We start from the raw sequence: 21,399 nt of genomic DNA, 5'->3' as shown, positions 1-21,399 counted from the left end.
CCAGGCGGGGGCTTCATTCCACCGACGAACGAACGGCAGGCAGATCGACAGTCGCCTCGTGCATGCCAATCGCCCGCGCGTGTTCCCTGGAGGGGGCCGGCATCAGTCCGGCGCGAAGCGCCAGGTGGCGTCGAGGAACTCGTCCAGCTCCCACCGCTTGAACGGCGCCCGTCCCTTGAACTTGCCGAGCGCGGCCGACACGACGTTGCGGTTCCAGTGGGTGACCGGCCGGTTGTGCGACTGCAGGTAGTGGTCGATGTAGTACTCCGGCGTCCACGCCTGCGTGGGGGAGGCCAGCACGCGATCGATCTTTCCCACATAGGCCTTGTTGGGGTGGCCCGACCAGTCGCCCAGGGCCTGGCCGAGATGTTCCGCGCTATCGAGCATGGTATGTCCCGTAAGCTGTCCAACCAGTGCGTCATTAGTCCTGCAGGCCAGTCCAGCACCTGTCAAAACCCCGTCCCCAAGCGGCTGATTATGGACAACCGCCACCGAATGACAGGCTCCGTTTAGGACCGCCGTTGCGGGCAGTTCAGCAAGCAGGTTCTTGCGATATCACGGGCCGGCTGGAGGGGCCGCCGCGAGCGTCATGCCGGCGTTCGCTGGGCCGGCCGCCGGGTGCTGGCCGTAGCGCGCGAGCAGGAAGTCGATCGCGCTACGGAGCTTGGCTGTGGGGTGGCGGTCTTGTGCGTAGATCAGATGCATCGGCGATGGCGCAAGCGACCAGTCAGGCAGCACCTGCTGCAACCGCCCGGAGGCGAGGTCGTCGGCAAGCAGCGGCTCCGGCTGCAACGCGATGCCGATGCCGCCGAGCGCGGCGATGCGCAGGGCGTTGCCCTGGTTGGCGGTGAAGCGGCCATGCACGGTGACGGCACAGGTGACGCCATCGGGCCCGACCAGTGGCCAGACGTCGGAGCGCCGCCAGTAGGACAGCCCAAGGCATTCGTGGTGTGCCAAATCGGCCGGCTGCACGGGATGGCCGCGGCGCGCCAGGTAATCGGGCGAGGCGGCCAGGATGCGCCGATAGGGGCGCAATGGCCGCGCCACTACGCCCGGTTCGGTAGGGTCCCCGACCAGGATGCCAAGCTCGAAACCCCCGTCGGCCAGGTTCGGCGGCCGATTGTCCAGCGTGAGTTCGACGCTGACCTCCGGATGGCATGCCATGTATTCGGCCAGCGCCGGGACCATGTGGCTGCCGAAACCCACCGGCGCCACCAGCCGCAGCCGTCCGCGCGGCGCGGCCTGCAGTTCCAGCGCGCTCGCTTCGGCCAGTGCGACTTCGGCCAGCGCCTGTTTGCAGCGCTCGTAGTAGAGCCGCCCCACGTCGGAAAGCTGCTGTTTGCGGGTGGTGCGGTGGAGCAGGCGGGCGCCCAGCCGTTGCTCGATCGCCGCGACGTGCTTGGCGACCATGGTCGCGGAGACGCCACTGGCTTCGGCTGCGGCCGCGAAGCTGCCGCAGTCCACCACACGCACGAACATTTCCATGCCAGCCAGCTTGTTCATGATTCAAAACCGTGGGGTTGGTTATCAAGCAAAGTCTGGCACGTTTATCGCGCCGTGGTGTGGCCTCAACATGCCGCGCACCCCTTCCGCAGCACGGAGCGTCGCCATGCCGAGCCTTCATCTGGACATCCCCAGCATCGACTGGATCGCGCTTCCCCCGCGCGGCGAAAAGCCCGGCGGCGGCAAGGCCCGCCCTGCCCGGAACGCACCGATGCCTGCGACCCCGGCGATACCGCGCGAGCGGCCGGTGGGTAACGTCCGGCAGCCAATCCAGCCGCCCGGTCGGCCGGCCGGAGCGATGGCATGAGGTCGATCCGTGCCGATACGGATACAAGGCAGGCCCGGGCCGATACGCCGCAGATACGCCCCGTCGCATCGACGAGGTTTTCCTGGAGGACGCAGCCCATGGGCAAGGCACACGCGCCGTACCACGCGCACATCTATTACGACGCGGCCAGCCGCGCGCTCGCCGAGACCATGCGTTGCGTACTGAGCGACCGGATGGCTGCTGGCAAACTTGCGCCGTTGCGCTTCGTCGGCCGCCTGCGGGATGGCCAGGCCGGGCCGCATCCCTTGCCGCAGTTCGAGATCCACTTCACTGCGGACGGGCTGACGGTGGTGCGCGAGATCATCCGGGCGTCCGGTTTCACCGCACTGATCCATCCGCTTACCAACGACGACTTCGCCGATCACACGCGACTGGCCGAATGGATCGGCACGCCGTTGGCACTTGACCTGGGCACGCTCGATCCGCCCGGTCGCAACAGGGGCGTCGCGCGTTTTGGCTTGTCGGATGTCTAGCCCGCCAGCGGCGGCGTGACCATCAGCGCCGCATCGCGCAAGTGGACGCAGCGGCGAGCGCGGCATCGGACGCGATCGTGCGCAGGGTTCGCTGATCAGCGTGGGGTCGCGGTGTCGACCTGTCTTGCGAAAACCATGTCCTCGAGCCGGACCGCGACCACCTTGCCACGGTCGACCTTGAAGGCCAGCACGTTGCCACTGTTGGGCACCAGCTCCACGCGGACCTGGTCGTCCCTGGTATAGCCCGTGGCGATGGCGTGCAGGCAGCCCCAGTGGACGGCCAGCGTGCCGTGGTGATCGACGTCGATCCGCATCGTGCCGAGCAGGGGGTTCGCGTAGGTGCCGGCATAAGCCTCGCGCGGCAGCGTGAGGTGCCACAGACGGGCAAGGATCGCGGCACGCTGCCTGCGTACTTGCCGACGCAATTCGGCGGCTAAGCCTGGCAGCGCAGCGAAACGTTCTTCGACCGTCGCTTCGTTGCCGGTCTGTCCGAGCAGCGCGCCGTACACGTAATCGGCGACCAGGCTGGTCACGCGCGGGCAGAGCATGTCTTCGTTGCACAGGACCACCAGGCCGGCGTCTTGGTCCGGCATGAGCGACAGGTGCGCGTGGAACCCGGCAAAGCCGCCGAAGTGGTGGAGCATGCGGTGGCCCTTGTACTGGCCGGTGTACCAGCCCCATGCATAACCGGTGCGCACGAAGTCGAGGTAGTGGGCCTGGAGGCTTGCCTGGGTTTCGTGCGAGCGCGCGATGGCACGGGCCAGCAGGGGACGGCTTCTGGCGGGCGGCTGCAGTTGCGCGATCAGGAACCGCGCCAGGTCCGGCGCGGTGGACACCATGCCGCCGGCTGCCTGCATGGTGTCGTCGGACTTGGTGAGGTACAGCGGCGCCTGCGGATCGGTCGACGCCAGTGAATAGGGCAAGGCCATCGGCCAACCGCGTGCCCGGGCCTGGCTGATGTAGGCGGAGGTCTGCCGCATGCCCAGCGGATCGAAGAGGTCGTGCTGCAGCTGTTCCTGCCAGGGGCGCTTGAAGCGCGCATCCAGCCAGACGCTGGCGATGTTGTAGCCCACGTTCGTGTATTTGAACGTGCCGTGCGCGGCGTCGGCGTCGTTGCCCGACCGCGCCACGAGCGCGCGCAGCGTCCCGGGATCGTGCAGGCCGCTGAAGGCGGTGGCCCATACCAGCGGTTCGTTGTCGATGCCCGAGGTGTGGACGAGCAGGTCGCGCAGGGTGACGTCGCCGGCGTCGATGCCGGCGAAATGCAGTCCCGGAAACATCGCCTCCATGGGCATCGCCGGATCCGCGTTTCCCTGCTGCACTTTCAGCAACACGTCCAGGGCGGTGAACGGCTTGGTGGCCGAGGCGATGTAGAAGTCGGTGCGCGCGGTGACGGGCGCGCCGCGCGCGATGTCGGCCAGGCCGAAGTAGCCCTGGTAGACGACCTTGCCATCGTGCACCACCGCGATCGCCATGCCGGTCGGGTGGTCGATCGCCGCATTGGCGTTCGCCACGAGCTTGGCGAGCGCGCTGAAGTCGGGCTCGGAACTGTCGGCGCATGCCGGCTGGGCGAGCGCCATGGCGATGGCGGCGAGGAAGGGCATGAGTGGTTTCATGGCATCGGCCTGCGAGCGACTGGTGCCGGTCAGGGAGACGTCCTGCCCCGGACCGGTTGCGTCCGACGCGCCATGGCAGTTTCCGAAACTACGTGCGTGGCCTGGCTGCCGGCACCGGCGCGGCCGGGCCGCCCTGGCTTGCCACCCTGCCGCGCATTGGCGGATAGGCGGATAGGCGGCCGGGCCGGCTTCTGCCTAAGCTAGGCGCGCCGGGCTTTCGACTTCGCCATCGGGCGAGCGGACCGGGCTTCTGGCTCTCTACGCGCATAGAGGGGCGCCGATGAATCGGGAGATCGAAAGCGCGGACCTGTCCGACGCTCGCGGAAAAGAAGAAGCGCCGGTTCGCGGGGACATGTCCCGCGCGCGCTGGCTCGCCCTGATGCATGCCTGGGATCTGCCGCCGAGCGAGGAGACATGGCGCGAGCTGGTGGCCGCCTATGGACAGACCCACCGGCATTACCACACCGGCGCGCACATCGACGCCTGCCTGCGTCATCTGGATGCGTGTGCGTCGGCGCTCGACCAGCCGCACGAGGTCGAACTGGCGCTGTGGTTCCACGACGCGGTCTACAACCCGCTGTCGTCGAAGAACGAACGCAAGAGCGCCGACTGGGCACAGGACTTTCTTACCCGCTGCGGTGCGCCGGACCAGGTCGTCGCGCGGGTGGTCGCGCTGATCATGGTCACGCGGCACGAGGCACCCACGCGCACCAACGACGAGTCGTTCCTGGTCGACATCGACCTGTCGATCCTCGGCGCCGAGCCGGCCGTGTACGACACCTTCGAAAAGGCCATCCGGCGCGAATACCGGCACGTGCCGGGCCCGCTCTATCGTGCGGGCAGGTCGCGCCTGCTGGCGCAGTTCCTGGCGCGCCCCCGGATCTACGCCAACCTGCCTTTCGCGCTGCGGGAAGGGCAGGCGAGGGCCAACCTGGCCCATGCCATCGATCGGCTGCGAGCCTGATTACCCATCAACAGCGAAGTGGAGTCCATGGAATGAACGCTGCACGCACCTCTTCCTTCATCACGACCGTCAGTGCCGTCGTCCTGGCGCTCGGCGGCATCGCCCTTCTGTTCGCTTCCGACGAACTGCTTCCGCGGCTGATGCCCGGGACGCCGGCCAGCGGGACGGTACTCGGCCAGTTGATCTCGGCGGGCTGGCTGGCCATGGCCTGGCTCAACTGGAACCAGCGCCGGATGATCGTCGGCGGTATCTACGGACGTCCGACCGTGCTTGCCAACTTCATGCTCTACCTGGTCAGCGCGTCCAGCCTGGGCCACCCGGCGATGGCCGGTGGCGCGTCGCCGCTGCTGCTGTTGCTCACCGTGCTGTTCGCGGCGCTGACGCTGGTCTACGGCGCACTGCTCCTGCGCGGGCCGTTCGGTGCGGACACGCCGGCGGGCGCAGGCGGGAGCTGATTTTCGCGTGCCGTTGCCACGGCCTCGCGCAGCATCGACCGCCTCGGATCGGCAAGCCCAGGAGGCAGTCGTGGCACAGCTACTGAAACTTGCCGCCGCGTTTGCGGCGGGCGCGGCGGCGATGTATCTGCTCGACCCGGTGGCGGGGCGCCGCCGCCGGGCCACGGCGCGCGACACGGTGCGTGCCGCGGGCCAGGACATCCAGGAGTTCGCCCAGGACAAGGCCAGGCACGCGGCCGATCGACTGCACCGCGCATCGGCCCATCTGCACCAGCACGCGCCCTCGGGCGACCGGCAACTACACGACCGCATCCGCTCGAAGCTGGGACACCTGGTGGCGCAGCCGGGCAGGGTCGAGGTCCATGTGGCGGACGGCCTGGTGACGCTCAGCGGCTCGGCGCGGCTTTCCGAAGTGGACGCACTGGTGGCCGCGGTATCGGACATGCTGGGCGTGGAGCGGGTCGACAACCGGATGGACGCGGCGCCCTCGGCGCCGTCCAGCGAAAGCAGGCACTGAGCTACCCGCTGTCGCCCGGTGCGCAGCACGCCGCGGGCTCAGTGCCCCTTGCGCGGCACCACCGAGATCGTGCCGTCGTTTTCGATCGCGGCATGCTTCACCTCGTCCAGCCGCTCCAATCCCTGCTTGGAGCGCGCCGCGGCGACCACTTCCGACGGGTCCACGCGCGTCCTGTCGCCCGCCTCCTTGTCCCATGCGCCATCGCGAAGCACCAGCACAGGCAGGCCTTCAAGCCAGCGGCTGGCGGTCCGGGAATGATGCTTGATGACGGACAGGACGATGCTCAGGCCGACCAGCGTCATGATCAGCAGGAAGGCGTTGGTGATCGAATGATCGCTATCGACCATGGCCTGCTGGGTGGTCTCCGAGATGATCAGCAGCAGGATCAGCTCGAACGGAGAGGTCTGCGCGAGCGTGCGCTTGCCGGCGATGCGGAAGATCAGGAACAGGAAGGTGTAGACGATGACGCCGCGAATGACCGATTCCATGGGCCGCCCTCAGGGAAGGATGAACTGGTCGATGACCAGGGGAGCGGCGCCGTCGGCACTGACGTTGCCGCGCACGTGGCCGAAGGTGGCCTGCTGAAACTGGAACTGGATGCGCGCGGATGGCCCTTCGGCGGGTGCCATGGCGAACTCGTATTCGGTATAGCCCGGCCCCGAGCGCGCGTGTTCCGGCGCGGGGATGATCGACTGGATCTCCACCTCTTCGAGCAGCACGTTGTCGAAGCGCAGCCGGAACATGCCGTCGCGCGCCAGCGAGGGCGCGACCGTGAAGTGGTATTCGCTCGGGGCGCTGGCGCGCTGCAGGCGGTCGTAGGTCACCGTGAGCTTGCCCGGCTCGCCGGCAATGGTCTGGCTCAGCGGGCCGTAACCGAACAGTCCGAGCAGTCCGGCGGCGAGCAGGATCGCCATCACCGCCCAACCGACGCGCTCGATGCGCCACTCGCGCCGCGAGTGGGGGCGATCCACTTCGATCTGGAGGCCGTCGTCTCTCGCTTGCACCAGGGGCATGCCTTCATTTCGACAGGCCCGTGATACGACGCGTGCTGCCTGCTGGGCGTGAACGGCCTGTGGTGCCGGCGCCCAGGCGCCCGCTGGCAACTAGAGCGGCATCCGCAACGCCGGCGCTGGCGGGCGCAGGACGAACTCCCGGTGGACGTGCGCGTAGAGCGTGCGCTGGCCGCCGAACGGAAGGCGCGCGATGGCCTCGGGGAAGGGCAGCCAGACGTGGTCGTCATGCTCGTCGTCGAGACGCACGATGGCGTCGGCTTCCACGTAGGCGACGAACGCGGGCACGACCGCGATGCATTCCTCGCGCGCGTCGTAATAGGTCTCGCACTGGTCGGCCGAATAGAGCGCCGTCGGACGCAGGCCGGTCTCTTCGGCCAGCTCGCGCACGGCGGCCTGCCACGCTTTCTCGCCTGCCTCCAGGTGTCCGGCGGCGTAGGTCCACAGCCCGTGCAGGTGGGCCTCTGCGCGATGCAGGAGCAGGGTGCGTGCGTTGTCGCCACCGCCCCGGATGGGGATCACCGAAACGAGCGTGCAGCGCGTGGGAATGCCGTGCATGTCTCTCTCCGCGGCGGGCGGGTGTGCAATGGCCGTGCTTGCTTGGGGTTCATCGGTACAACCCCATGATTCGGTGACAGTTTGACCAGAAAATACGCATGCAGTCATTCCCCCGCGCGCCGTCGGCCGCCAGCCGGTCATCCGCGCGTGCAACAACCGACGTGCGCAACGCGCACACGTGCCATGGTCCCGGCCACCCCATCCCCGGCGCACTCGGCCCGACCGGCAACGCCTTCGGCCGATGGGGCGTGCGGCGGGTCGGCGCGCATCTGCGCAGGACCTGGCGCAGGGTCGGCCTGTTGCTGGTCGCTGCCGGCTCGGTCGGTCTGGCGGGCCTGACCGCGGCCAACGTGCTGCCCGAGGGGCCGGGGCTGGCGCAGGCACCGGCGCACGTGGCGCCGGTCGACAGTCCGGCGTTCCGGCAGCGGGCGGAAGCCCTGCTCGGTAGTCCCGTCACGCAGGGCAATGCGGCGGTGGACCTGCAGAACGGCGATGCCTACTTCCCGGCCATGCTGGCCGACATCCGCTCGGCGCGGAAAAGCATCGAGCTGGAGAGCTACATCCTGCGTCGGGGACACATCGCGGACGTGTTCGTCGCGGCGCTGTCCGAGCGTGCACGCGCGGGCGTGAAGGTGCGCGTGGTCATCGACTGGATGGGTTCGCGCGGCAACGTCGCCGATGCCGAGCGGCTGCGCGCCGCGGGCGTCGATTTCCATTTCTATCGTCCGATCCGGCTGGACCAGCTGGCGAGCCTCAACAAGCGCACCCACCGCAAGCTGATGGTGGTCGACGACCGCGTGGCCTGGACCGGCGGCATGGGCATCGACGACGCCTGGCTGGGCAATGCCAGCAACGGCCGGCAGAAGCGCGACATGATGTTCCGCCTGCAGGGCCCGGCCGTGGCGCGGATGCGCGGCGTGTTCGAGGAACACTGGCTGGCCACCGGCGGCCAGCGCCTGCCGCCGCCTGAGGCGTCACCTTCCGCGGCGCCGGGCTCGCTGCCGGTGCAGGTGATCGCCAGCACGGACCGCGTGGGCGAGTACAACTCGCAGCGGATGTTCCTGCTGGCGATTGCCGGGTCACGGCGCTCGATCGACCTGGAGGCGTCCTACTTCGTGCCGGACGCGGCGGTCCGGCAGGCGCTGCTCCATGCGCTGGCACGCGGGGTGCGCGTGCGCATCATCGTCGAGGGCGACCATGTCGATGGCCACATGGTCGGCGATGCCTCGCGCACCTACTGGGCCGACTTCCTTGCAGCGGGTGCGCAGATCGCGCGCTACGCGCCGTCGCTGTTCCACAACAAGCTGATGGTGGTGGACGATTACCTGACCCTTGCCGGCTCGGCCAATTTCGACAGCCGCTCGTTCCACCTCAACGACGAAGCCAACATCGCGATCTACGACGGCGCGTTCGCGCGCAAGATGGCGGACGTGTTCGATCGCGACCTTGCGGTGTCCGAGCCGGTGACGATCGCCCAGCTGCAGCAGCGGCCGTGGACGCAGCAGGTCACCGACCGCTTCTGGGCCGAATTCGCCTCCCAGTTGTAACCGTGCCCGCAGCCCGTAGGGTGGGCTTCAGCCCACCTTCCGTCCTTGCCCGTACTCCCACGGTGGGCTGAAGCCCACCCTACGGGCTCGCGCGTCAACGGATCGGTGCCATCAGGTGCCGGTAGGGCGTGTCGGCCCACATCACGTAGGGCGCGTCCGTATCGGGATCCACCGCTTTCGGGTACTGGTCGTAGAAGGCCGGGTCGGCGCCGACCACCATCACGTGCGGGCCGGTCTTGATCCAGTGCTTGCCCTGCGGCTTGCTCGCGTAGGGATCGGTGTTGCTGGCGTCGGTGCCGCCTTCGAGCATGTACATCAGGCCGACCTTGCCGGCCGGCGGCGTGGCGTGGGTCAGCCACGCGTGCACCCAGCCCATGGCCGCCTTGTCCGCGCACATCGGGTCCGGCCCGGGCGTGGCCGGCGCGTCGGGGATACAGGTGAAGCCGTTGCTGCCCTGGCGCAGCGTGCGCATGGTGCCGTCCGGCTGCATCGCCATGACGGTGGCGTGGCGACCGACACCGGCGGGCGCCGCGCGCATGGCACTGGCGATGAGCTGGGCATCGGACGGTTGTTTGGGGTTGTCGGCCTGCGCCATGGGTATGGCGAACAGGGTCGCGGCAAGAACAAGTGGAGCGATCGAGGCAGGCATGAGGGGCCTCCCGCAGGTGGACAGCTCGGCCAGCCCGGTTTTCCCGGCGGCATCCTGTGCCCGCGCGTGTTACCGGCCGATCAAGCGCGCGTCACTGACGCGGTGGCGCCTTGCGGCGGGGCGGCGCCTTGGACGGGCGACGCACCTGGTTGGCCGTGGCGACGCGCAACAGGCGCTGGAACCTGGGGCATTCGAGATGGCTCGGTGCGGGGCAGGTCGCCGCGTGGCGAAGGCCCTCGCGCACCGCGGCGAGCTGCCGGATGGTCCGGTCCAGCTCGTCGGCCCGTGCCGCGAGCTGCTGGCGGTCGATGCGCGGCTTGTCGCCGGATTCGAAGAGTCCGGCCAGGTCGTCCAGCGCGAAGCCGGCGCTACGCCCCAGCGTGACCAGCGCCAGCCGTTCCAGCACGTCGGGCCCGAACAGGCGCCGCAGGCCGTGCCGGCCGACCGAGGCGATCAGCCCCTTCTCCTCGTAGAAGCGCAACGTGGAAGGCGGCAGGCCGGTGCGCCGGGCGACCTCCGCGATATCGAGCAGTTTCATGCTTGACCTCAAGCGGACTTGAGTTCGTAGGCTCTCCCAATCGCGATCGGGAGACAAGCCAGATGACGACGCAACAGCACCTGCCGGGGCCCGGCCATGGCTGAACTTGCGCACTTCCTTTTCCACGCCGGCGTCGTCGGCATCGGCGCCACCCTCGTCATGGACGCCTGGTGGCTGGGCCAGAAGCGCCTCTTCGGCGTGCCGGTGCTCGACTATGCGATGGTCGGTCGCTGGCTCGGCCATCTGGTCCGCGGACGCCTGCGCCATGAAGCGATCAAGGCTGCACCGCGCGTGGCGGGCGAGCGCGCGATCGGCTGGGCGGCGCACTACGCGATCGGGATCGGCATCGCCGCCATGCTGCTCGCGGTGGCCGGCGTCGAGTGGGCGCACGCACCGACGCCCGGTCCCGCGCTGGCGGTGGGGCTGGTCAGCGTGCTGGCGCCCTTCCTGGTGCTGCAGCCGGCGCTCGGTGCGGGTATCGGCGCGTCGCGCACGCCGCGCCCCGGCGTGGCCCGGCGGCGCAGCCTGGTGACCCATCTGGTGTTCGGGCTGGGCCTGTACCTGGCGGGCGAGGCCTGGGTGGTGCTTCTTCGCTTGGCCGGCTAGACAGGGTTTCCGGGGCGCGCCCGGCCTCGCGGCGCATCGCGTCCGCTGCCATGCTGGGGCCATGATTGCCAACCGCCTCCATGACAGGCTCGATGCCCTGGCCCGCGATGGCACGCTCGAGGCCGCGGATCGCTGGCGCTCGCGCGCCGAAGCCCTGGACTGGCTCGACAGCCTCTCGCCCGTTCTCTCGTGGGCTGACGCAGGTGGCGTCGCCGACCGCGCGCAGGCGCTGCGCGCACGACTGGAGCGGGCCGATGCCACGCTCGGCCGGCGCCTGCGTGCGGCCATTCGCGGCGGGCATGGCCCCGCGCTCTTCCGGCGCTGGCAACAGGAAAGCCGGGGCCCGATCGAGGGCGAGCACTACGACGCACTCGACGAACTGCTGGCGGGCATCCTGCGGTTGGCGGACCCGGGCGCCGCATCGCGCCCGCTGGAACCGGAGATGGTGTTCTACCAGCCGACGCCCGCGCGCCACGCGCTGGACATGCTCGCGCGCAGCCGCCTCGGTCCGCGCGACGTCCTGGTCGACCTGGGTTCGGGGCTAGGGCACGTGCCGATGCTGGCCTCGATCTGCACCGGTGCCCGTGCCGTAGGCGTGGAGTGGCAGCCGTCGCATGTCCAGGTGGCGCGGCGCACAGCGCGTGCGCTGGGGCTTCACGACGTCGAGTTCCGCGGGCAGGACGCGCGCGATGCGGACCTGTCCGGCGGCACGGTGTTCTTCCTCTATACCCCGTTCGTGGGATCGGTGCTTCGCACGGTGCTGGATGCGCTGCGTGACGAAGGCACGCGACGCCCGATCAAGGTGTGTACCTTCGGCCCCTGCACACGCCTCGTCGCGGGTGAAACCTGGCTGTGCACGGACGAACCGCTGAGGGCGGACCGGGTGGCGGTCTTCCAGGCCGCGGGGCCCCGCAACGATTAAGCTGCGAGGATCTTCGCCACCACGGAGCACGCGATGAAACTGTCACGCTGGGTAGTCCTCCTCTCGTTGGTCGTCACCTCACCCGCGATGGCCGCCACCGACGATGCCGCGGCCATTCGCCAGGTGCTGGCCGACCAGCAGGCCGCGTGGAACCACGGTGACGTGGACACGTTCATGCATGGCTACAAGGACGCGCCCGACACCACGTTCGTGGGCAGCACGGTGCGCAAGGGTTACCAGGCGATCCTGGCGAGCTACCGCAAGCACTACGCGAACGAGGCCCAGATGGGCCGGTTGACCTTCTCGGATGTGGACGTGCGGCTGCTGCCCTGTGCACAGGGCGAGGTGCGTTACGCCGTGGTCACCGGGCGCTTCCATCTCGACCGCAACGAACATGGCGAGGTGGCGCAGGACGACGGCGTCTATTCGCTCCTGTGGCAGAAGACGGCCGCGGGCTGGAAGATCATCCTGGACCATTCCAGCTAGATCTTTCACGTCGGCTCACGAACTCGTCAGGAACTTCCACGTCCCCCCGGAGATCGGTACCCATGCGCCTGCGCTTATCGGGGTTCGCCCTCATCGTTTTGACCTGCGCGCTGGCCATGCTCGCCGGCGCGGCACAGGCAGCCCGCTACCGCGTGGTCGGCTATGCCACCGACTGGAACGCCACGCAGGCGCGCACGCTCGAGCGCATCGATACGCTGATCTTCGCCTTCGCCCACGTCGAACAAGGACGCGTGGTGCTCGATGGCGACGCGGCCGAGCGCCTGCGCCGGTTGCTTGCGCTCAAGCGCATCAAGCCTTCGCTCAAGGTGACCATCGCCGTAGGCGGTTGGGGCGCAGGCGGCTTCTCCGAGGCGGCCGCGACGGCTGAAGGCCGGCAGGCGTTCGCCCGGAGCGCGGCGGCCCTGGTTGCTGCGCAGGGAGCCGACGGGCTGGACGTGGACTGGGAATACCCCGGCCATGGGGACTCGGGCATCGCGTCCCGTCCCGACGACCGCGCCCACTTCACCCTGTTGCTGAAAGCGCTGCGCCAGGCGCTCGACCGGCAGGCGGGCAAGGGGCGGCATTACGCCCTCAGCATCGCGGTCGCGGACGGGCCGTTTGTCGACGGCATCGACATCGCCGCGGTCGCGCCCCTGGTCGATTGGTTCAACCTGATGACCTACGACTTCGTCAACCGGATGACGCCGACGACCGGGCACCACGCGGGGCTGTACCGCTCGCGCCTGGCGCCGGCTGGCGCACGCACGGCCGACGGTGCGGTGCGCCAGTTCCTCGCTGCCGGCGTGCCGCCCCGCAAACTGCTGCCCGGCGTCGCCTTCTACGGACGCGAGTTCGCCGACGTGGGTGGCGACCACGAAGGGCTGTACCAGCCCTATGGCCATTACCAGGGCGAACACCCCTGGCCGGAACTGGCGCGGTCATACATCGGCCAGGACGGTTTCGCGCGCCACTGGGACGCACAGGCCATGGCGCCCTGGCTGTGGAACCGGAGCCGGCATGTGTTCATCACGTATGACGATCCGCAGTCGATCGCCGCGAAGACCGCATACGTCAAGTCCCATGGGCTTGGCGGGTTGATGTACTGGGAGCAGAAGCACGATCCGGACGGGCAACTGGTCGACGCGATCTGGCGGGGGCTGCAGGAGGCGCCGTCGGGGAAGGACCATGCGCGCGGCGCTTCGGCTCGACCTCGTTCGCGCTGAGCACGCCGCGCAGGGCGAAAGGCGAGTACCTGCCTCAGGTCCCGGGCACCAGTGCCTTTCCCTGCGAGAGGGCGAACCGACAGGCGGGTGAGGGCCCGGGCGGAGCCGGGTGCAGCGGCTCCGCCCGTCACGCTCAGTGCCGCACGTTGTCCTTCGGTTCGCCCATGTCGTGCATGACGTCGCGCGCCTTGTCGGCGCCGGTCTGCACGGCTTCCTTCGCCTTGTCGGCAAGATGATCGCTGGCCTCGCCCATCAGCCGGTTCTCCGGCTCGGTGGTGGGCAGCGCCGCACCGAGCAGCGCGCCGATGGCGACGCCGATGGCACCGAGCGCCAGCGGGTTTTCGTGCAGCAGGGTGTTGTAGCCCTGCACGGCGCGGTCCTTCTGGTGCATCAGCGTGTCGCGCGCGCCATGGGCCGTGTCGGCCATCCGCGCGGTGGTGTCGGCCACGCGCGACCTGGCCTGGTTCCACGTGCTAGACACCGTGTCGGACACGTCGCTGCCCATCTCCCGCGCGCGGTCCATGATGCCGGTCCCGTCGTCGGTGCCGGTGCCCGCATAGGGGCTGCGCAGCGGTGCCGGCTCGTTGCGGCTGGCATACAGCCACACCAGCCCGACGGTGGTCAGCAGCGCGGGCACCGGATTGGCCTTCACCGCATTGCCGATGTTCTGCGCGAACTCGCTGCCGGTGCCCTTGCCGAAGTGCACCATCCGGTCGAACAGCTGGCCGGGCGAGAGCTTGTTCTCCAGCGCATCGACGATGTGGTTGATGTCCGCGCGCTGCTGGTCGATCTCGCGCTCCAGGCGCGCTGGGTCCTTGTGCGATTCGGCGTCGATCCGTTCTGCGGTGCTCATGGCGTCCTCCCACGGATGGCATCGGCATCCTTCTGCAACGAGTGGATGGTGTGATCGGGCTTGAGCGCGCCGGGCTCGAACTGCTTCTTGCCGGCCGTGACCATGACCCAGCCCACGACGAGGGCCGCCGCGCCGACGATCAGTGCGGACAGCCACGGCGCCAGCACGGTGCTCAGTCCGTACACGCCGGCCATCAGCAGGATGACCAGTCCGGCCAGCATCACGGCGCCGCCGGTCGCCACCGCCGCCACGCCCGCCTTGGTCGCGCGCAGGTTCTCGCGCATCTCGGCCTTGGCCAGCGCCAGTTCCTTGGTAAACAGCGCCGGGATCTCGCGCGCGAGCTGCTTGAGCAGGCCGCCGATCGAGTTGTCGTCCTCGCGCGAGGGGACCGCGCGCAGCGCCGGCCGGTTCTCGAAGTTTTGCGGTTGTTCGAAAGACGTGCTCATGGCTGGTTCCTCCCGCGCAATGTGTCGGTGGATGACAGGCTGTCTTGCCCGCCGTCGATGTCGTCGCTTGCGGCCCCGCCGGCACGGGCCGAGATGGCGTCAGCCGTGGTAGCGGACGGACCGGGCACCGCGGGGATGGCGCCGGTCAGGCCGCCCGGCGCGGTGGTGTCGATCGTGTCGTTGCCGGTCGCCGGGCGCGCGGTGGTGCCGGGGACGGCCGCGTCGGCATCGGTCCAGCGGGTGGTGCCCGTGCGTTCGCTGGTGGCCGGGAAAGAACGCCGCTCGCGGTCCGTGGCGCTGCTGGCCGAGGCGCGCGCGAAGCGGGTCAGCCCGAAGCCGATCGCGATGCTGCCGGCGATGAACAGCGTGGGGTTCTCGCGTGCGATCCGGCGGACGTCGTGCAGGATCTCGTCGGCGCTCTTCTCACGCAGTCCGTCAGCCATGCGGCCGAGACTGCCGGCCATGTCCGAGACGTGCTGCGACAGATGGGCGACGTCGTCGTCGCGCATCTGCGCCGCGGCCGCCCTGACGCTGTCGGCCAGCGTGTCGACCTTGTCGGCGGCGGCGTTGCGGTAGTGCTGCACCTGCTCCTGGCCCTCGGTGCGTACTTTCTCGGCCATGTCTTCGGCGCCATCGCCGACGCCAGGGCCCGTGGCCTGCCCGCGGGCAGACGGGCGGTTGCTGTCCTGGGGTGTGTTCATCTGCGCCTCCTCGGTATGGACCGGCGGCGCCCGAGCGCGGAACCTCCCTGCGTCCCTGCCGCGCAACGGGTGTCGGTGGTGTCCATGGGTTGGTCTGAGGCGGCCTCCGCCGCCTGTGGCCGGTGGCGAGGCTGGTGCCGTCACCTGTTTGGCCGTCTATCCCGTCATTTGCATGACTCGAACAGGATGAAGCAGTCGCGATGACAGGCCCGTCTAAATGCGCTTCATCCCGCGTCACGGGGGGGCGCAAGCAGACGCAGGGACGGAGCAGGCGCAGGACAGGCAGACAGGCGCCTGGCTGGTATGACCGGAGGTCGCGTGGTGGCGAGGTTCCGCGCAGCGGTGGCGTGGCATGCCACCCGCCGCGCCGGCCATCGGGCCCAACGGGAAACTGAAGCGGGCGTAAGCGTCGGTCCTTGATGCGCACGAAGCGGCCCGCACGGCGAACCGCTTCGGCGGGGCGGTCAGTGCTTGAGGCTGTCCGGCACCTTGCCGCCGTTTTCGGCGAGCTTCTTCATCACGGCCTTGTGGAGGGCGATGTTCTCCTCCGCACTGCCGTCGGCGCCCACGTGTACGTTGAGCTCGTTGGCCAGTTCCTTGCGCGCGGCAAGGCTGGAGTCCATGTCCAGCAGCTTGAGCAGGTCGACAATGGATTGCCGCCAGTTGCCCGCGTTGCCCTTGGACGCCGCCATCTTCGTCAGCACGGCTTCCACGTCCACCGGCTGCTGGGGCGTGGACGCCGGGGTAGGCGAGGGAGTGGGAGTGGGGGCTGGCGCTGGCGCCGCTGCGTGGCCTGTCGTCGGCGCGGCTGTCGGCGCGGGAGCGGGGGCCGGCGCCGAGGCGTGGTGGAAGATCTTGTTGAGGATGGTGCCGAAGATGCTCACGGGATCTCCTTCAGTCGGGTGGGGTCAGAGCAGGCCGCCGAGCCGGGAAGCGAGGCCACCGATGCCTCCCTGCGCATGCGCGTTCGAGGTGGCCTTCGCGGCAAGACTGGCGAACTGGGGAAGCAGCTTCTTGAGCGTGTCGACATTGATGCCGGTCTGCGTGCTGGCTTCCTGCGCCAGCGACCGGCTCGCCTCCCTGGAACCGAGGACCGCGCCCAGCACGTCATTGCCGTGTGCCTGTGCCTCGTCGCTGCCGGGTGGTGTCCCGGCCGGCGGCGCGGCAGGCAGGGAGCCGGCCTGCGCATGCTTCATCAGCCCGCCAGCCAGGGCCGGCAGCAGCGCCTGCGCAGCACGTTCCACCATCGCCGGCGAAAGGTCGAGGCGCGCGGCGATTTTCTCCAGCGCCGGGGTGCCGACGTGTTGCATGACAAGATCGATGAGCGACATGGCGGCGCCTCCTCGCAGTGATGGACGCCGACGGGCCGACGTGGGCGAACGAGCGTCCCGCGTGGGGGGCTGAAAGGGCCGTGAGGGTCGCGTCAGATGCGCACCATGCCGCTAGGTCCTTCTTGATAGAGTCCGCCAGCATCCGGCGCCGCTCGTGGCGGCCGGCCAGAGGCGAGGGGATCGGATGGACGCCAGCAGACACCCGGGTCGCCGGCCCGGCATGGGCAAGGGCCGCCTGGAAGCCTTCAGCGATGGCGTGATCGCGATCATCATCACGATCATGGTGCTGGAGCTGAAGGTGCCGCACGGCAGCTCGCCCGCGGCGCTGGCGCCGCTGCTGCCGGTGCTGCTGAGCTATGTGCTGAGCTTCGTGTACGTGGGCATCTACTGGAACAACCATCACCACATGCTGGCGGTCTCCGGGCGCGTGTCCGGCGGCGCGCTGTGGGCGAACCTGCACCTGCTGTTCTGGCTGTCGCTGCTTCCCTTCGCCACCGCCTGGATGGGCGAGAACCACTTCGCCGCCGCGCCCACGGCCGCCTACGGCGTGGTGCTGCTGATGGCGGCGATCGCGTACTGGCTCCTGCAGCGGGCGCTCATCCGCGTGCAGGGCGCCGGTTCGGTGCTGCTGCGTGCGATCGGCAGCGACTGGAAGGGCAAGCTTTCCCCGGTGCTGTATGCGCTGGGCATCGTTTCCACCCTCTGGGCAGCCTGGATCGCGCAGGCGCTGTATACGGCGGTGGCCGTGATGTGGCTGGTGCCCGACCGGCGGATCGAGGGCGTCGTCGGTAACGACGAAGGCACCTAGCCGAAGGCCGCGCCCGCTTGCCGCATAATCGCGGCCGCTGGAGATGAACGGCGCGATGGCCGCGCCGTCAACCACGCTGGCCGCCGAGCCACAGGGGAACCAATGAACCGTCATTTCGTCAAGGCGCTTGCCCTCAGCGTGGGCCTGATGGCCAGCCAGGCCGGCCACGCGGGCATCTACACGGACGACCTCGGGCGCTGCCTCGTGGCGCACACGTCCGAGCAGGACCGCATCCAGCTCGTGCGCTGGATCTTCCTGGTGGCCGCGCTGCATCCGGCGGTCAGCGACATCTCCCAGGTCAGCGCCGCCGAGCGCGACAAGGCCGACCGCGGCATGGCCGAGCTGATGGTGCGGCTGATGACCGACAGCTGCGGCAAGCAGACCCACGACGCCGTGCAGTACGAAGGCCCGCAGGCGATCGAAACCAGTTTCGGCACGCTGGGCCAGGTGGCGATGCGTGGCCTGATGTCCGACCCGCACGTGACAGCCGGTTTTGCCGGCTTCGCCAGGTACCTGGACAACGACAAGCTCAAGGCCGTGATGGCGCCGGGCAAGTAATCCGCGCCAGTGTCCCGGGCGCCGGCAGGCGGCGCCCGGGCCGCCGGGGCTTCTTGCTACAGTCGGGCGCTGGGGAGGCGCCGGCGGTGGCCCTCCCGATCCACGGGAGTCCGGATGAGCACCACCCCCCACGACCCGAGCGGCCGCCTGCCGCGGCAGATCGGCTACATCATCGGCAACGAGGGTTGCGAGCGCTTCTCCTTCTACGGGATGCGCAACATCCTCACGCCGTTCCTGATCAGCAGCCTGCTGGCCTACATGCCGGAGGCCGAGCGCACGCTCGCAGCCAAGGACGTGTTCCACAGCTTCGTCATCGGCGTGTATTTCTTCCCGTTGCTGGGCGGCTGGATCGCCGACCGCTTCTTCGGCAAGTACCACACGGTGCTGTGGATGAGCCTGGTCTATTGCCTGGGCCACGCCTGCCTGGCGATGTTCGAGGACCACCGCGTGGGCTTCTTCGTCGGGCTGGGCCTGATCGCGCTGGGTGCCGGGGGTATCAAGCCGCTGGTGGCGTCGTTCGTGGGCGACCAGTTCGACCAGTCGAACAAGCACCTGGCCAAGGTGGTGTTCGACGCGTTCTACTGGATCATCAACTTCGGCTCGTTCTTCGCTTCGTTGCTGATGCCGATCTTCCTGCGGCAGTTCGGCGCGGCAGTAGCGTTCGGCATTCCCGGCGCGCTGATGTTCGTCGCCACGGTGGTGTTCTGGCTGGGACGCCGCCAGTACGTGATGGTGCCGCCCGCGCCGCCGGAGCCGGACGCGTTCTCGCAGGTCGTGCGCACGGCGCTGCTCAGCCGGCAGCCGGGGCAGGCGCGGCCTGGCTTGTGGGTGGCGGGCGCCGGCGTGGCCGCGGCGCTGGCTTCCCTTGCGTTGATCCCGGGCCTGGGCTTCGTCATTGTCGCCTGCATCGCGCTGGTCGCGGCGATCGCCGGGGTCGGTGGCGGTGCCTGGATGCAGATGGACCGCGCCCGCGGCGCACACCCGGACCCGGCGGTGGATGGCGCGCGCAACGTGCTGCGCGTGCTGGTGATCTTCGCGCTGACCACGCCGTTCTTCTCGCTGTTCGACCAGAAGGCGTCGACCTGGGTGGTGCAGGGCGGGCGCATGAGCATGCCCGACTGGTTCCACCCGGCGCAGATGCAGGCGCTGAACCCGATGCTGGTGATGCTGCTGATCCCGTTCAACAACCTGGTGCTCTACCCCCTGCTGCGCCGATGGGGATATGCGCCGACCGCACTGCGCCGGATGACCGCGGGCATCGCCTTCAGCGGACTGGCGTGGATCGTGGTGGGCGGATTGCAGCTGGCGATCGACGGCGGCGATGCACTGTCGATCGTGTGGCAGGTGCTGCCGTATGCCTTGCTCACCTTCGGCGAAGTGCTGGTTTCCGCGACCGGGCTGGAGTTTGCCTACAGCCAGGCGCCGGCGTCGATGAAGGGTGTGGTGATGAGTTTCTGGAACCTCACCACCACCATCGGCAACCTTTGGGTGCTGCTGGCGAACGCGGCCGTGCGCAATGACGCGGTGACCGATTCGATCGCGCGCACCGGGATGAGCACGGTGGCGTTCCAGATGTTCTTTTTCGCCGCGTTCGCGCTGCTGGCGGCGCTGGCGTTCGGCCTGTACGCGCGCAGCTATCGGGAGCGGGACTACTACCGGGTGGGCTGACCGCGTTCCCTCGGCTCCTGCAAGGTTATTGGCCGACGGTGACGACGGGCCGGAACCCGCCAAAGATCATCCGCTTGCCGTCGAACGGCATCGGGGTCTTCTCCGGGCTCAGGCGGGGGTCCTTCATGATCTTTTCCATGCCGGCATCGCGCGTGGCCTTGTCGGGCCATTCGATCCAGGAGAACACCACCGCTTCCTCCGGCGTCGCCTGCACGGCGCGGCGGAAGTCGGTGAGCTTGCCCTCGGGCACGTCGTCGCCCCAGCACTCGATCACGCGCGTGGCGCCGTATTCGACGAAGCAGGTATCGAAGCTGCGGGCGTGCTCGATGAATTTCTCCCGGTGGGCCGTGGGTACGGCGATCACGAAACCGTCGATGTAGGACATGGCATGGGCTCCTCTGGCGGGGTTGCCCCTTGTAGACGATCGAGGGCGTGGAAAATCGACATGGGTGCGCACAGGGCAGTTCGAGGCGAGCCCCGGCCCCTCACCCCAACCCTCTCCCCGGAGGGGAGAGGGAGCTTGTTCCGCGCCTCTGCCCCGGGCGAGGGAGCTTGTTGCGCGCTTCTGCCCCGGGCGAGGGAGCTTGTTGCGCGCTTCTGCCCCGGGCGAGCGAGCTTGTTGCGCGCCTCCGCCCCGGGGGTGGAAGACTCGTCTCGCGCCTCTGCTCTGGGTCGCGGCAGGGCTCGTCGCGCGCCTCTGCTCCCTCTCCCCTCCGGGGAGAGGGTTGGGGTGAGGGGCCAAGGCTTGCGGGAAGTGGAGGCTGTGCCGGTCGTCGCGACGAATCACCCGCAAAGCTCGACCCACAATGGCGCATGGTCGCTGCCAGGGCGCAGGGCCGGGTCGTCCTCGATACCGGCGCCGGCAAGGCGCGGCAGCAGCCCCTCGCCCAGTAGCGCGAAATCGACCCGCGCCGCATCCAGCCGATGCCGGCTGCGCGGGTGGAACCAGGTGTACGCGCGTGCGTCCGGATGCAGCTTGCGGAAGGCATCGATGAGCCCCAGCCCGGCGACGAACTCCTCGTTGAAGCGGCGCCGCGCGGTTGCGTGCGGCTCCTCCGTGCGCAGGCGCGGCGTGGTGTCCTGGCGCGTGCGCGAGACATTCCAGTCCCCGACCAGCACAAGATCCATGCCGCCGGCCTGCAGCACCCGCATCGCCTCGCCCAGGCGCTCGATGAAGCGTTGCTTGAACTGGTGGCGGTCGCCGTGCGGAGCGTCGCGCGCGGCGTCCCAGTGCGGGCGGCCGGTGCCGTTGACCGCGTAGGCGTTGGCGATCGCCATGCCCAGCGCGGGCACGCCCGTGACGATCACGCGCCCCTCGGTGTCCCAGGGAAAACGCAGGGGCGTAGCCTCGAGCCCGTCACGTAGCCAGGTCGCCACGCCATAGGCACGACCGCCCCGGAAACGGCCGTTGTGCGGATCGCGGTTGAGCGAGGCGTGGCAGGTGAAGCCGGGCAGGGCGGCTTGCATGCGCGCGACCAGCGCCTGGTCCTGCGGGCGGATGCGCACCTCCTGCAGGCAGAGCACGTCGGGCGAGCCCAGCCGGGCATGCAGGTCTGGCAAGCCGGAGGTGCCTTCGGACAGCCAGGGGGCGAGGTTCTCGACGTTCCAGGAAACGATGCGCATCGGCTGCCGGGACGAG

Annotated in this window: 27 protein-coding genes; 12 read left to right on the top strand and 15 right to left on the bottom strand. The window is 69.2% G+C overall.

Translation table 11 applies throughout. The features are described from left to right. Nucleotides 1-102: 102 nt before the first annotated feature. Both ACFWZU_RS14595 and ACFWZU_RS14590 read right to left on the bottom strand, forming a co-directional pair. Nucleotides 103-387, bottom strand: coding sequence for a hypothetical protein (locus ACFWZU_RS14595; RefSeq protein WP_325165452.1), 285 nt, complete (start codon nt 385-387; stop codon nt 103-105). Between the two features lie 168 nt (nt 388-555). Beyond that, the gene (locus tag ACFWZU_RS14590; RefSeq protein WP_439702258.1) at nt 556-1,503 is read right to left on the bottom strand and encodes a LysR family transcriptional regulator; all 948 of its coding nucleotides are present in this window, start codon (nt 1,501-1,503) and stop codon (nt 556-558) included. A 405-nt stretch (nt 1,504-1,908) separates the two neighbouring features. On the opposite strand from ACFWZU_RS14590, the gene ACFWZU_RS14585 reads away from it, so the two are divergent. Then, nucleotides 1,909-2,304, top strand: coding sequence for a DOPA 4,5-dioxygenase family protein (locus ACFWZU_RS14585; protein ID WP_439702257.1), 396 nt, complete (start codon nt 1,909-1,911; stop codon nt 2,302-2,304). Between the two features lie 95 nt (nt 2,305-2,399). On the opposite strand, the gene ACFWZU_RS14580 is transcribed toward ACFWZU_RS14585, so the two are convergent. After that, nucleotides 2,400-3,920: a serine hydrolase domain-containing protein gene (locus ACFWZU_RS14580; protein WP_439702256.1), complete on the bottom strand. Its 1,521-nt coding sequence runs from the start codon at nt 3,918-3,920 to the stop codon at nt 2,400-2,402. Nucleotides 3,921-4,272: 352 nt separating this feature from the next. Between ACFWZU_RS14580 and ACFWZU_RS14575 the strand changes: the two genes are divergently transcribed. From ACFWZU_RS14575 to ACFWZU_RS14565, 3 genes are all read left to right on the top strand, one after another. Beyond that, nucleotides 4,273-4,884 (top strand): HD domain-containing protein, encoded by a 612-nt coding sequence (locus ACFWZU_RS14575; protein WP_439702255.1) that lies wholly within the window; start codon nt 4,273-4,275, stop codon nt 4,882-4,884. Nucleotides 4,885-4,916: 32 nt separating this feature from the next. Continuing rightward, entirely contained in the window at nt 4,917-5,339 is a 423-nt protein-coding gene (locus ACFWZU_RS14570) for a hypothetical protein (RefSeq protein WP_439702254.1), read from the top strand. Nucleotides 5,340-5,409: 70 nt separating this feature from the next. Next, the gene (locus ACFWZU_RS14565; protein WP_439702253.1) at nt 5,410-5,856 is read left to right on the top strand and encodes a BON domain-containing protein; all 447 of its coding nucleotides are present in this window, start codon (nt 5,410-5,412) and stop codon (nt 5,854-5,856) included. A gap of 38 nt (nt 5,857-5,894) precedes the next feature. On the opposite strand, the gene ACFWZU_RS14560 is transcribed toward ACFWZU_RS14565, so the two are convergent. From ACFWZU_RS14560 to ACFWZU_RS14550, 3 genes are all read right to left on the bottom strand, one after another. Continuing rightward, nucleotides 5,895-6,344, bottom strand: coding sequence for a DUF421 domain-containing protein (locus tag ACFWZU_RS14560; RefSeq protein WP_439702252.1), 450 nt, complete (start codon nt 6,342-6,344; stop codon nt 5,895-5,897). Between the two features lie 9 nt (nt 6,345-6,353). Further along, the gene (locus ACFWZU_RS14555; RefSeq protein WP_439702251.1) at nt 6,354-6,869 is read right to left on the bottom strand and encodes a hypothetical protein; all 516 of its coding nucleotides are present in this window, start codon (nt 6,867-6,869) and stop codon (nt 6,354-6,356) included. Nucleotides 6,870-6,959: 90 nt separating this feature from the next. Continuing rightward, nucleotides 6,960-7,424 carry an NUDIX hydrolase gene (locus ACFWZU_RS14550; RefSeq protein WP_439702250.1) on the bottom strand — a complete coding sequence of 155 codons (465 nt, stop codon included), beginning with the start codon at nt 7,422-7,424 and terminating at the stop codon, nt 6,960-6,962. A gap of 98 nt (nt 7,425-7,522) precedes the next feature. On the opposite strand from ACFWZU_RS14550, the gene ACFWZU_RS14545 reads away from it, so the two are divergent. Continuing rightward, on the top strand, nt 7,523-8,971 hold the full coding sequence (locus ACFWZU_RS14545; protein WP_439702249.1) for a phospholipase D-like domain-containing protein: 1,449 nt from the start codon (nt 7,523-7,525) through the stop codon (nt 8,969-8,971). Between the two features lie 94 nt (nt 8,972-9,065). Here the strand turns inward: ACFWZU_RS14545 and ACFWZU_RS14540 are convergent, their stop codons facing one another. Together ACFWZU_RS14540 and ACFWZU_RS14535 are read right to left on the bottom strand one after the other, a co-directional pair. Then, nucleotides 9,066-9,620, bottom strand: a complete 555-nt coding sequence (locus ACFWZU_RS14540; protein ID WP_439702248.1) for a hypothetical protein — start codon at nt 9,618-9,620, stop codon at nt 9,066-9,068. A 91-nt stretch (nt 9,621-9,711) separates the two neighbouring features. Continuing rightward, complete coding sequence (locus ACFWZU_RS14535) at nt 9,712-10,158, bottom strand: helix-turn-helix domain-containing protein (protein ID WP_439702247.1); 447 nt, start codon at nt 10,156-10,158, stop codon at nt 9,712-9,714. Between the two features lie 96 nt (nt 10,159-10,254). Between ACFWZU_RS14535 and ACFWZU_RS14530 the strand changes: the two genes are divergently transcribed. From ACFWZU_RS14530 to ACFWZU_RS14515, 4 genes are all read left to right on the top strand, one after another. Then, a complete protein-coding gene (locus ACFWZU_RS14530; protein ID WP_439702246.1) occupies nt 10,255-10,764 on the top strand; it encodes a DUF2938 domain-containing protein in 510 nt (169 codons plus the stop codon). A gap of 61 nt (nt 10,765-10,825) precedes the next feature. Further along, nucleotides 10,826-11,686, top strand: a complete 861-nt coding sequence (locus tag ACFWZU_RS14525) for an SAM-dependent methyltransferase (RefSeq protein ID WP_439702245.1) — start codon at nt 10,826-10,828, stop codon at nt 11,684-11,686. A gap of 33 nt (nt 11,687-11,719) precedes the next feature. Continuing rightward, nucleotides 11,720-12,172 carry a YybH family protein gene (locus ACFWZU_RS14520; protein ID WP_439702244.1) on the top strand — a complete coding sequence of 151 codons (453 nt, stop codon included), beginning with the start codon at nt 11,720-11,722 and terminating at the stop codon, nt 12,170-12,172. A 62-nt stretch (nt 12,173-12,234) separates the two neighbouring features. Further along, nucleotides 12,235-13,395: a glycoside hydrolase family 18 protein gene (locus ACFWZU_RS14515; protein WP_439702242.1), complete on the top strand. Its 1,161-nt coding sequence runs from the start codon at nt 12,235-12,237 to the stop codon at nt 13,393-13,395. A 133-nt stretch (nt 13,396-13,528) separates the two neighbouring features. Here ACFWZU_RS14515 and ACFWZU_RS14510 read toward each other — a convergent pair whose 3' ends face one another. The 5 genes from ACFWZU_RS14510 to ACFWZU_RS14490 form a co-directional block, all read right to left on the bottom strand. After that, the gene (locus tag ACFWZU_RS14510; RefSeq protein WP_439702241.1) at nt 13,529-14,248 is read right to left on the bottom strand and encodes a DUF3618 domain-containing protein; all 720 of its coding nucleotides are present in this window, start codon (nt 14,246-14,248) and stop codon (nt 13,529-13,531) included. Beyond that, nucleotides 14,245-14,694 carry a phage holin family protein gene (locus ACFWZU_RS14505; RefSeq protein ID WP_439702240.1) on the bottom strand — a complete coding sequence of 150 codons (450 nt, stop codon included), beginning with the start codon at nt 14,692-14,694 and terminating at the stop codon, nt 14,245-14,247. Before ACFWZU_RS14505 ends, ACFWZU_RS14510 begins: the two co-directional genes overlap by 4 nt. Further along, the gene (locus ACFWZU_RS14500; protein ID WP_439702239.1) at nt 14,691-15,395 is read right to left on the bottom strand and encodes a hypothetical protein; all 705 of its coding nucleotides are present in this window, start codon (nt 15,393-15,395) and stop codon (nt 14,691-14,693) included. Before ACFWZU_RS14500 ends, ACFWZU_RS14505 begins: the two co-directional genes overlap by 4 nt. Nucleotides 15,396-15,859: 464 nt before the next feature. Next, on the bottom strand, nt 15,860-16,279 hold the full coding sequence (locus ACFWZU_RS14495; protein ID WP_439702237.1) for a DUF3597 domain-containing protein: 420 nt from the start codon (nt 16,277-16,279) through the stop codon (nt 15,860-15,862). Nucleotides 16,280-16,303: 24 nt separating this feature from the next. Next, nucleotides 16,304-16,726, bottom strand: a complete 423-nt coding sequence (locus tag ACFWZU_RS14490; RefSeq protein WP_439702235.1) for a DUF937 domain-containing protein — start codon at nt 16,724-16,726, stop codon at nt 16,304-16,306. A gap of 184 nt (nt 16,727-16,910) precedes the next feature. Between ACFWZU_RS14490 and ACFWZU_RS14485 the strand changes: the two genes are divergently transcribed. The 3 genes from ACFWZU_RS14485 to ACFWZU_RS14475 all read left to right on the top strand — a co-directional run bounded on the left by ACFWZU_RS14485 (nt 16,911) and on the right by ACFWZU_RS14475 (nt 19,760). Next, nucleotides 16,911-17,534: a TMEM175 family protein gene (locus ACFWZU_RS14485; RefSeq protein WP_439702234.1), complete on the top strand. Its 624-nt coding sequence runs from the start codon at nt 16,911-16,913 to the stop codon at nt 17,532-17,534. 102 nt (nt 17,535-17,636) lie between these two features. Continuing rightward, the gene (locus ACFWZU_RS14480; protein ID WP_439702233.1) at nt 17,637-18,092 is read left to right on the top strand and encodes a hypothetical protein; all 456 of its coding nucleotides are present in this window, start codon (nt 17,637-17,639) and stop codon (nt 18,090-18,092) included. 114 nt (nt 18,093-18,206) lie between these two features. Then, nucleotides 18,207-19,760, top strand: coding sequence for a POT-type proton-dependent oligopeptide transporter (locus tag ACFWZU_RS14475; protein ID WP_439702232.1), 1,554 nt, complete (start codon nt 18,207-18,209; stop codon nt 19,758-19,760). A gap of 25 nt (nt 19,761-19,785) precedes the next feature. Here ACFWZU_RS14475 and ACFWZU_RS14470 read toward each other — a convergent pair whose 3' ends face one another. Together ACFWZU_RS14470 and ACFWZU_RS14465 are read right to left on the bottom strand one after the other, a co-directional pair. Further along, nucleotides 19,786-20,145, bottom strand: coding sequence for a DUF1428 domain-containing protein (locus ACFWZU_RS14470; RefSeq protein WP_439702231.1), 360 nt, complete (start codon nt 20,143-20,145; stop codon nt 19,786-19,788). 398 nt (nt 20,146-20,543) lie between these two features. Then, on the bottom strand, nt 20,544-21,383 hold the full coding sequence (locus ACFWZU_RS14465) for an exodeoxyribonuclease III (protein WP_439702229.1): 840 nt from the start codon (nt 21,381-21,383) through the stop codon (nt 20,544-20,546). Between the last annotated feature and the right edge of the window lie 16 nt (nt 21,384-21,399).

The organism is Frateuria sp. GZRR33 (genome assembly GCF_051900425.1).
Taxonomy (GTDB): domain Bacteria; phylum Pseudomonadota; class Gammaproteobacteria; order Xanthomonadales; family Rhodanobacteraceae; genus Frateuria_A.
The sequence above is the reverse complement of the archived record's forward strand: the minus strand, read 5'-3'. Positions and strand labels throughout refer to the sequence as shown.

Coding starts and splice junctions, on each gene's coding strand:
- ACFWZU_RS14595 (WP_325165452.1), bottom strand. CDS start 387: ATGCTCGATAGCGCGGAACATCTCGGCCAGGCCCTGGGCGACTGGTCG.
- ACFWZU_RS14590 (WP_439702258.1), bottom strand. CDS start 1,503: ATGAACAAGCTGGCTGGCATGGAAATGTTCGTGCGTGTGGTGGACTGC.
- ACFWZU_RS14585 (WP_439702257.1), top strand. CDS start 1,909: ATGGGCAAGGCACACGCGCCGTACCACGCGCACATCTATTACGACGCG.
- ACFWZU_RS14580 (WP_439702256.1), bottom strand. CDS start 3,920: ATGAAACCACTCATGCCCTTCCTCGCCGCCATCGCCATGGCGCTCGCC.
- ACFWZU_RS14575 (WP_439702255.1), top strand. CDS start 4,273: ATGTCCCGCGCGCGCTGGCTCGCCCTGATGCATGCCTGGGATCTGCCG.
- ACFWZU_RS14570 (WP_439702254.1), top strand. CDS start 4,917: ATGAACGCTGCACGCACCTCTTCCTTCATCACGACCGTCAGTGCCGTC.
- ACFWZU_RS14560 (WP_439702252.1), bottom strand. CDS start 6,344: ATGGAATCGGTCATTCGCGGCGTCATCGTCTACACCTTCCTGTTCCTG.
- ACFWZU_RS14555 (WP_439702251.1), bottom strand. CDS start 6,869: ATGCCCCTGGTGCAAGCGAGAGACGACGGCCTCCAGATCGAAGTGGAT.
- ACFWZU_RS14550 (WP_439702250.1), bottom strand. CDS start 7,424: ATGCACGGCATTCCCACGCGCTGCACGCTCGTTTCGGTGATCCCCATC.
- ACFWZU_RS14545 (WP_439702249.1), top strand. CDS start 7,523: ATGCAGTCATTCCCCCGCGCGCCGTCGGCCGCCAGCCGGTCATCCGCG.
- ACFWZU_RS14540 (WP_439702248.1), bottom strand. CDS start 9,620: ATGCCTGCCTCGATCGCTCCACTTGTTCTTGCCGCGACCCTGTTCGCC.
- ACFWZU_RS14535 (WP_439702247.1), bottom strand. CDS start 10,158: ATGAAACTGCTCGATATCGCGGAGGTCGCCCGGCGCACCGGCCTGCCG.
- ACFWZU_RS14530 (WP_439702246.1), top strand. CDS start 10,255: ATGGCTGAACTTGCGCACTTCCTTTTCCACGCCGGCGTCGTCGGCATC.
- ACFWZU_RS14525 (WP_439702245.1), top strand. CDS start 10,826: ATGATTGCCAACCGCCTCCATGACAGGCTCGATGCCCTGGCCCGCGAT.
- ACFWZU_RS14520 (WP_439702244.1), top strand. CDS start 11,720: ATGAAACTGTCACGCTGGGTAGTCCTCCTCTCGTTGGTCGTCACCTCA.
- ACFWZU_RS14515 (WP_439702242.1), top strand. CDS start 12,235: ATGCGCCTGCGCTTATCGGGGTTCGCCCTCATCGTTTTGACCTGCGCG.
- ACFWZU_RS14510 (WP_439702241.1), bottom strand. CDS start 14,248: ATGAGCACCGCAGAACGGATCGACGCCGAATCGCACAAGGACCCAGCG.
- ACFWZU_RS14505 (WP_439702240.1), bottom strand. CDS start 14,694: ATGAGCACGTCTTTCGAACAACCGCAAAACTTCGAGAACCGGCCGGCG.
- ACFWZU_RS14500 (WP_439702239.1), bottom strand. CDS start 15,395: ATGAACACACCCCAGGACAGCAACCGCCCGTCTGCCCGCGGGCAGGCC.
- ACFWZU_RS14490 (WP_439702235.1), bottom strand. CDS start 16,726: ATGTCGCTCATCGATCTTGTCATGCAACACGTCGGCACCCCGGCGCTG.
- ACFWZU_RS14485 (WP_439702234.1), top strand. CDS start 16,911: ATGGACGCCAGCAGACACCCGGGTCGCCGGCCCGGCATGGGCAAGGGC.
- ACFWZU_RS14480 (WP_439702233.1), top strand. CDS start 17,637: ATGAACCGTCATTTCGTCAAGGCGCTTGCCCTCAGCGTGGGCCTGATG.
- ACFWZU_RS14475 (WP_439702232.1), top strand. CDS start 18,207: ATGAGCACCACCCCCCACGACCCGAGCGGCCGCCTGCCGCGGCAGATC.
- ACFWZU_RS14470 (WP_439702231.1), bottom strand. CDS start 20,145: ATGTCCTACATCGACGGTTTCGTGATCGCCGTACCCACGGCCCACCGG.
- ACFWZU_RS14465 (WP_439702229.1), bottom strand. CDS start 21,383: ATGCGCATCGTTTCCTGGAACGTCGAGAACCTCGCCCCCTGGCTGTCC.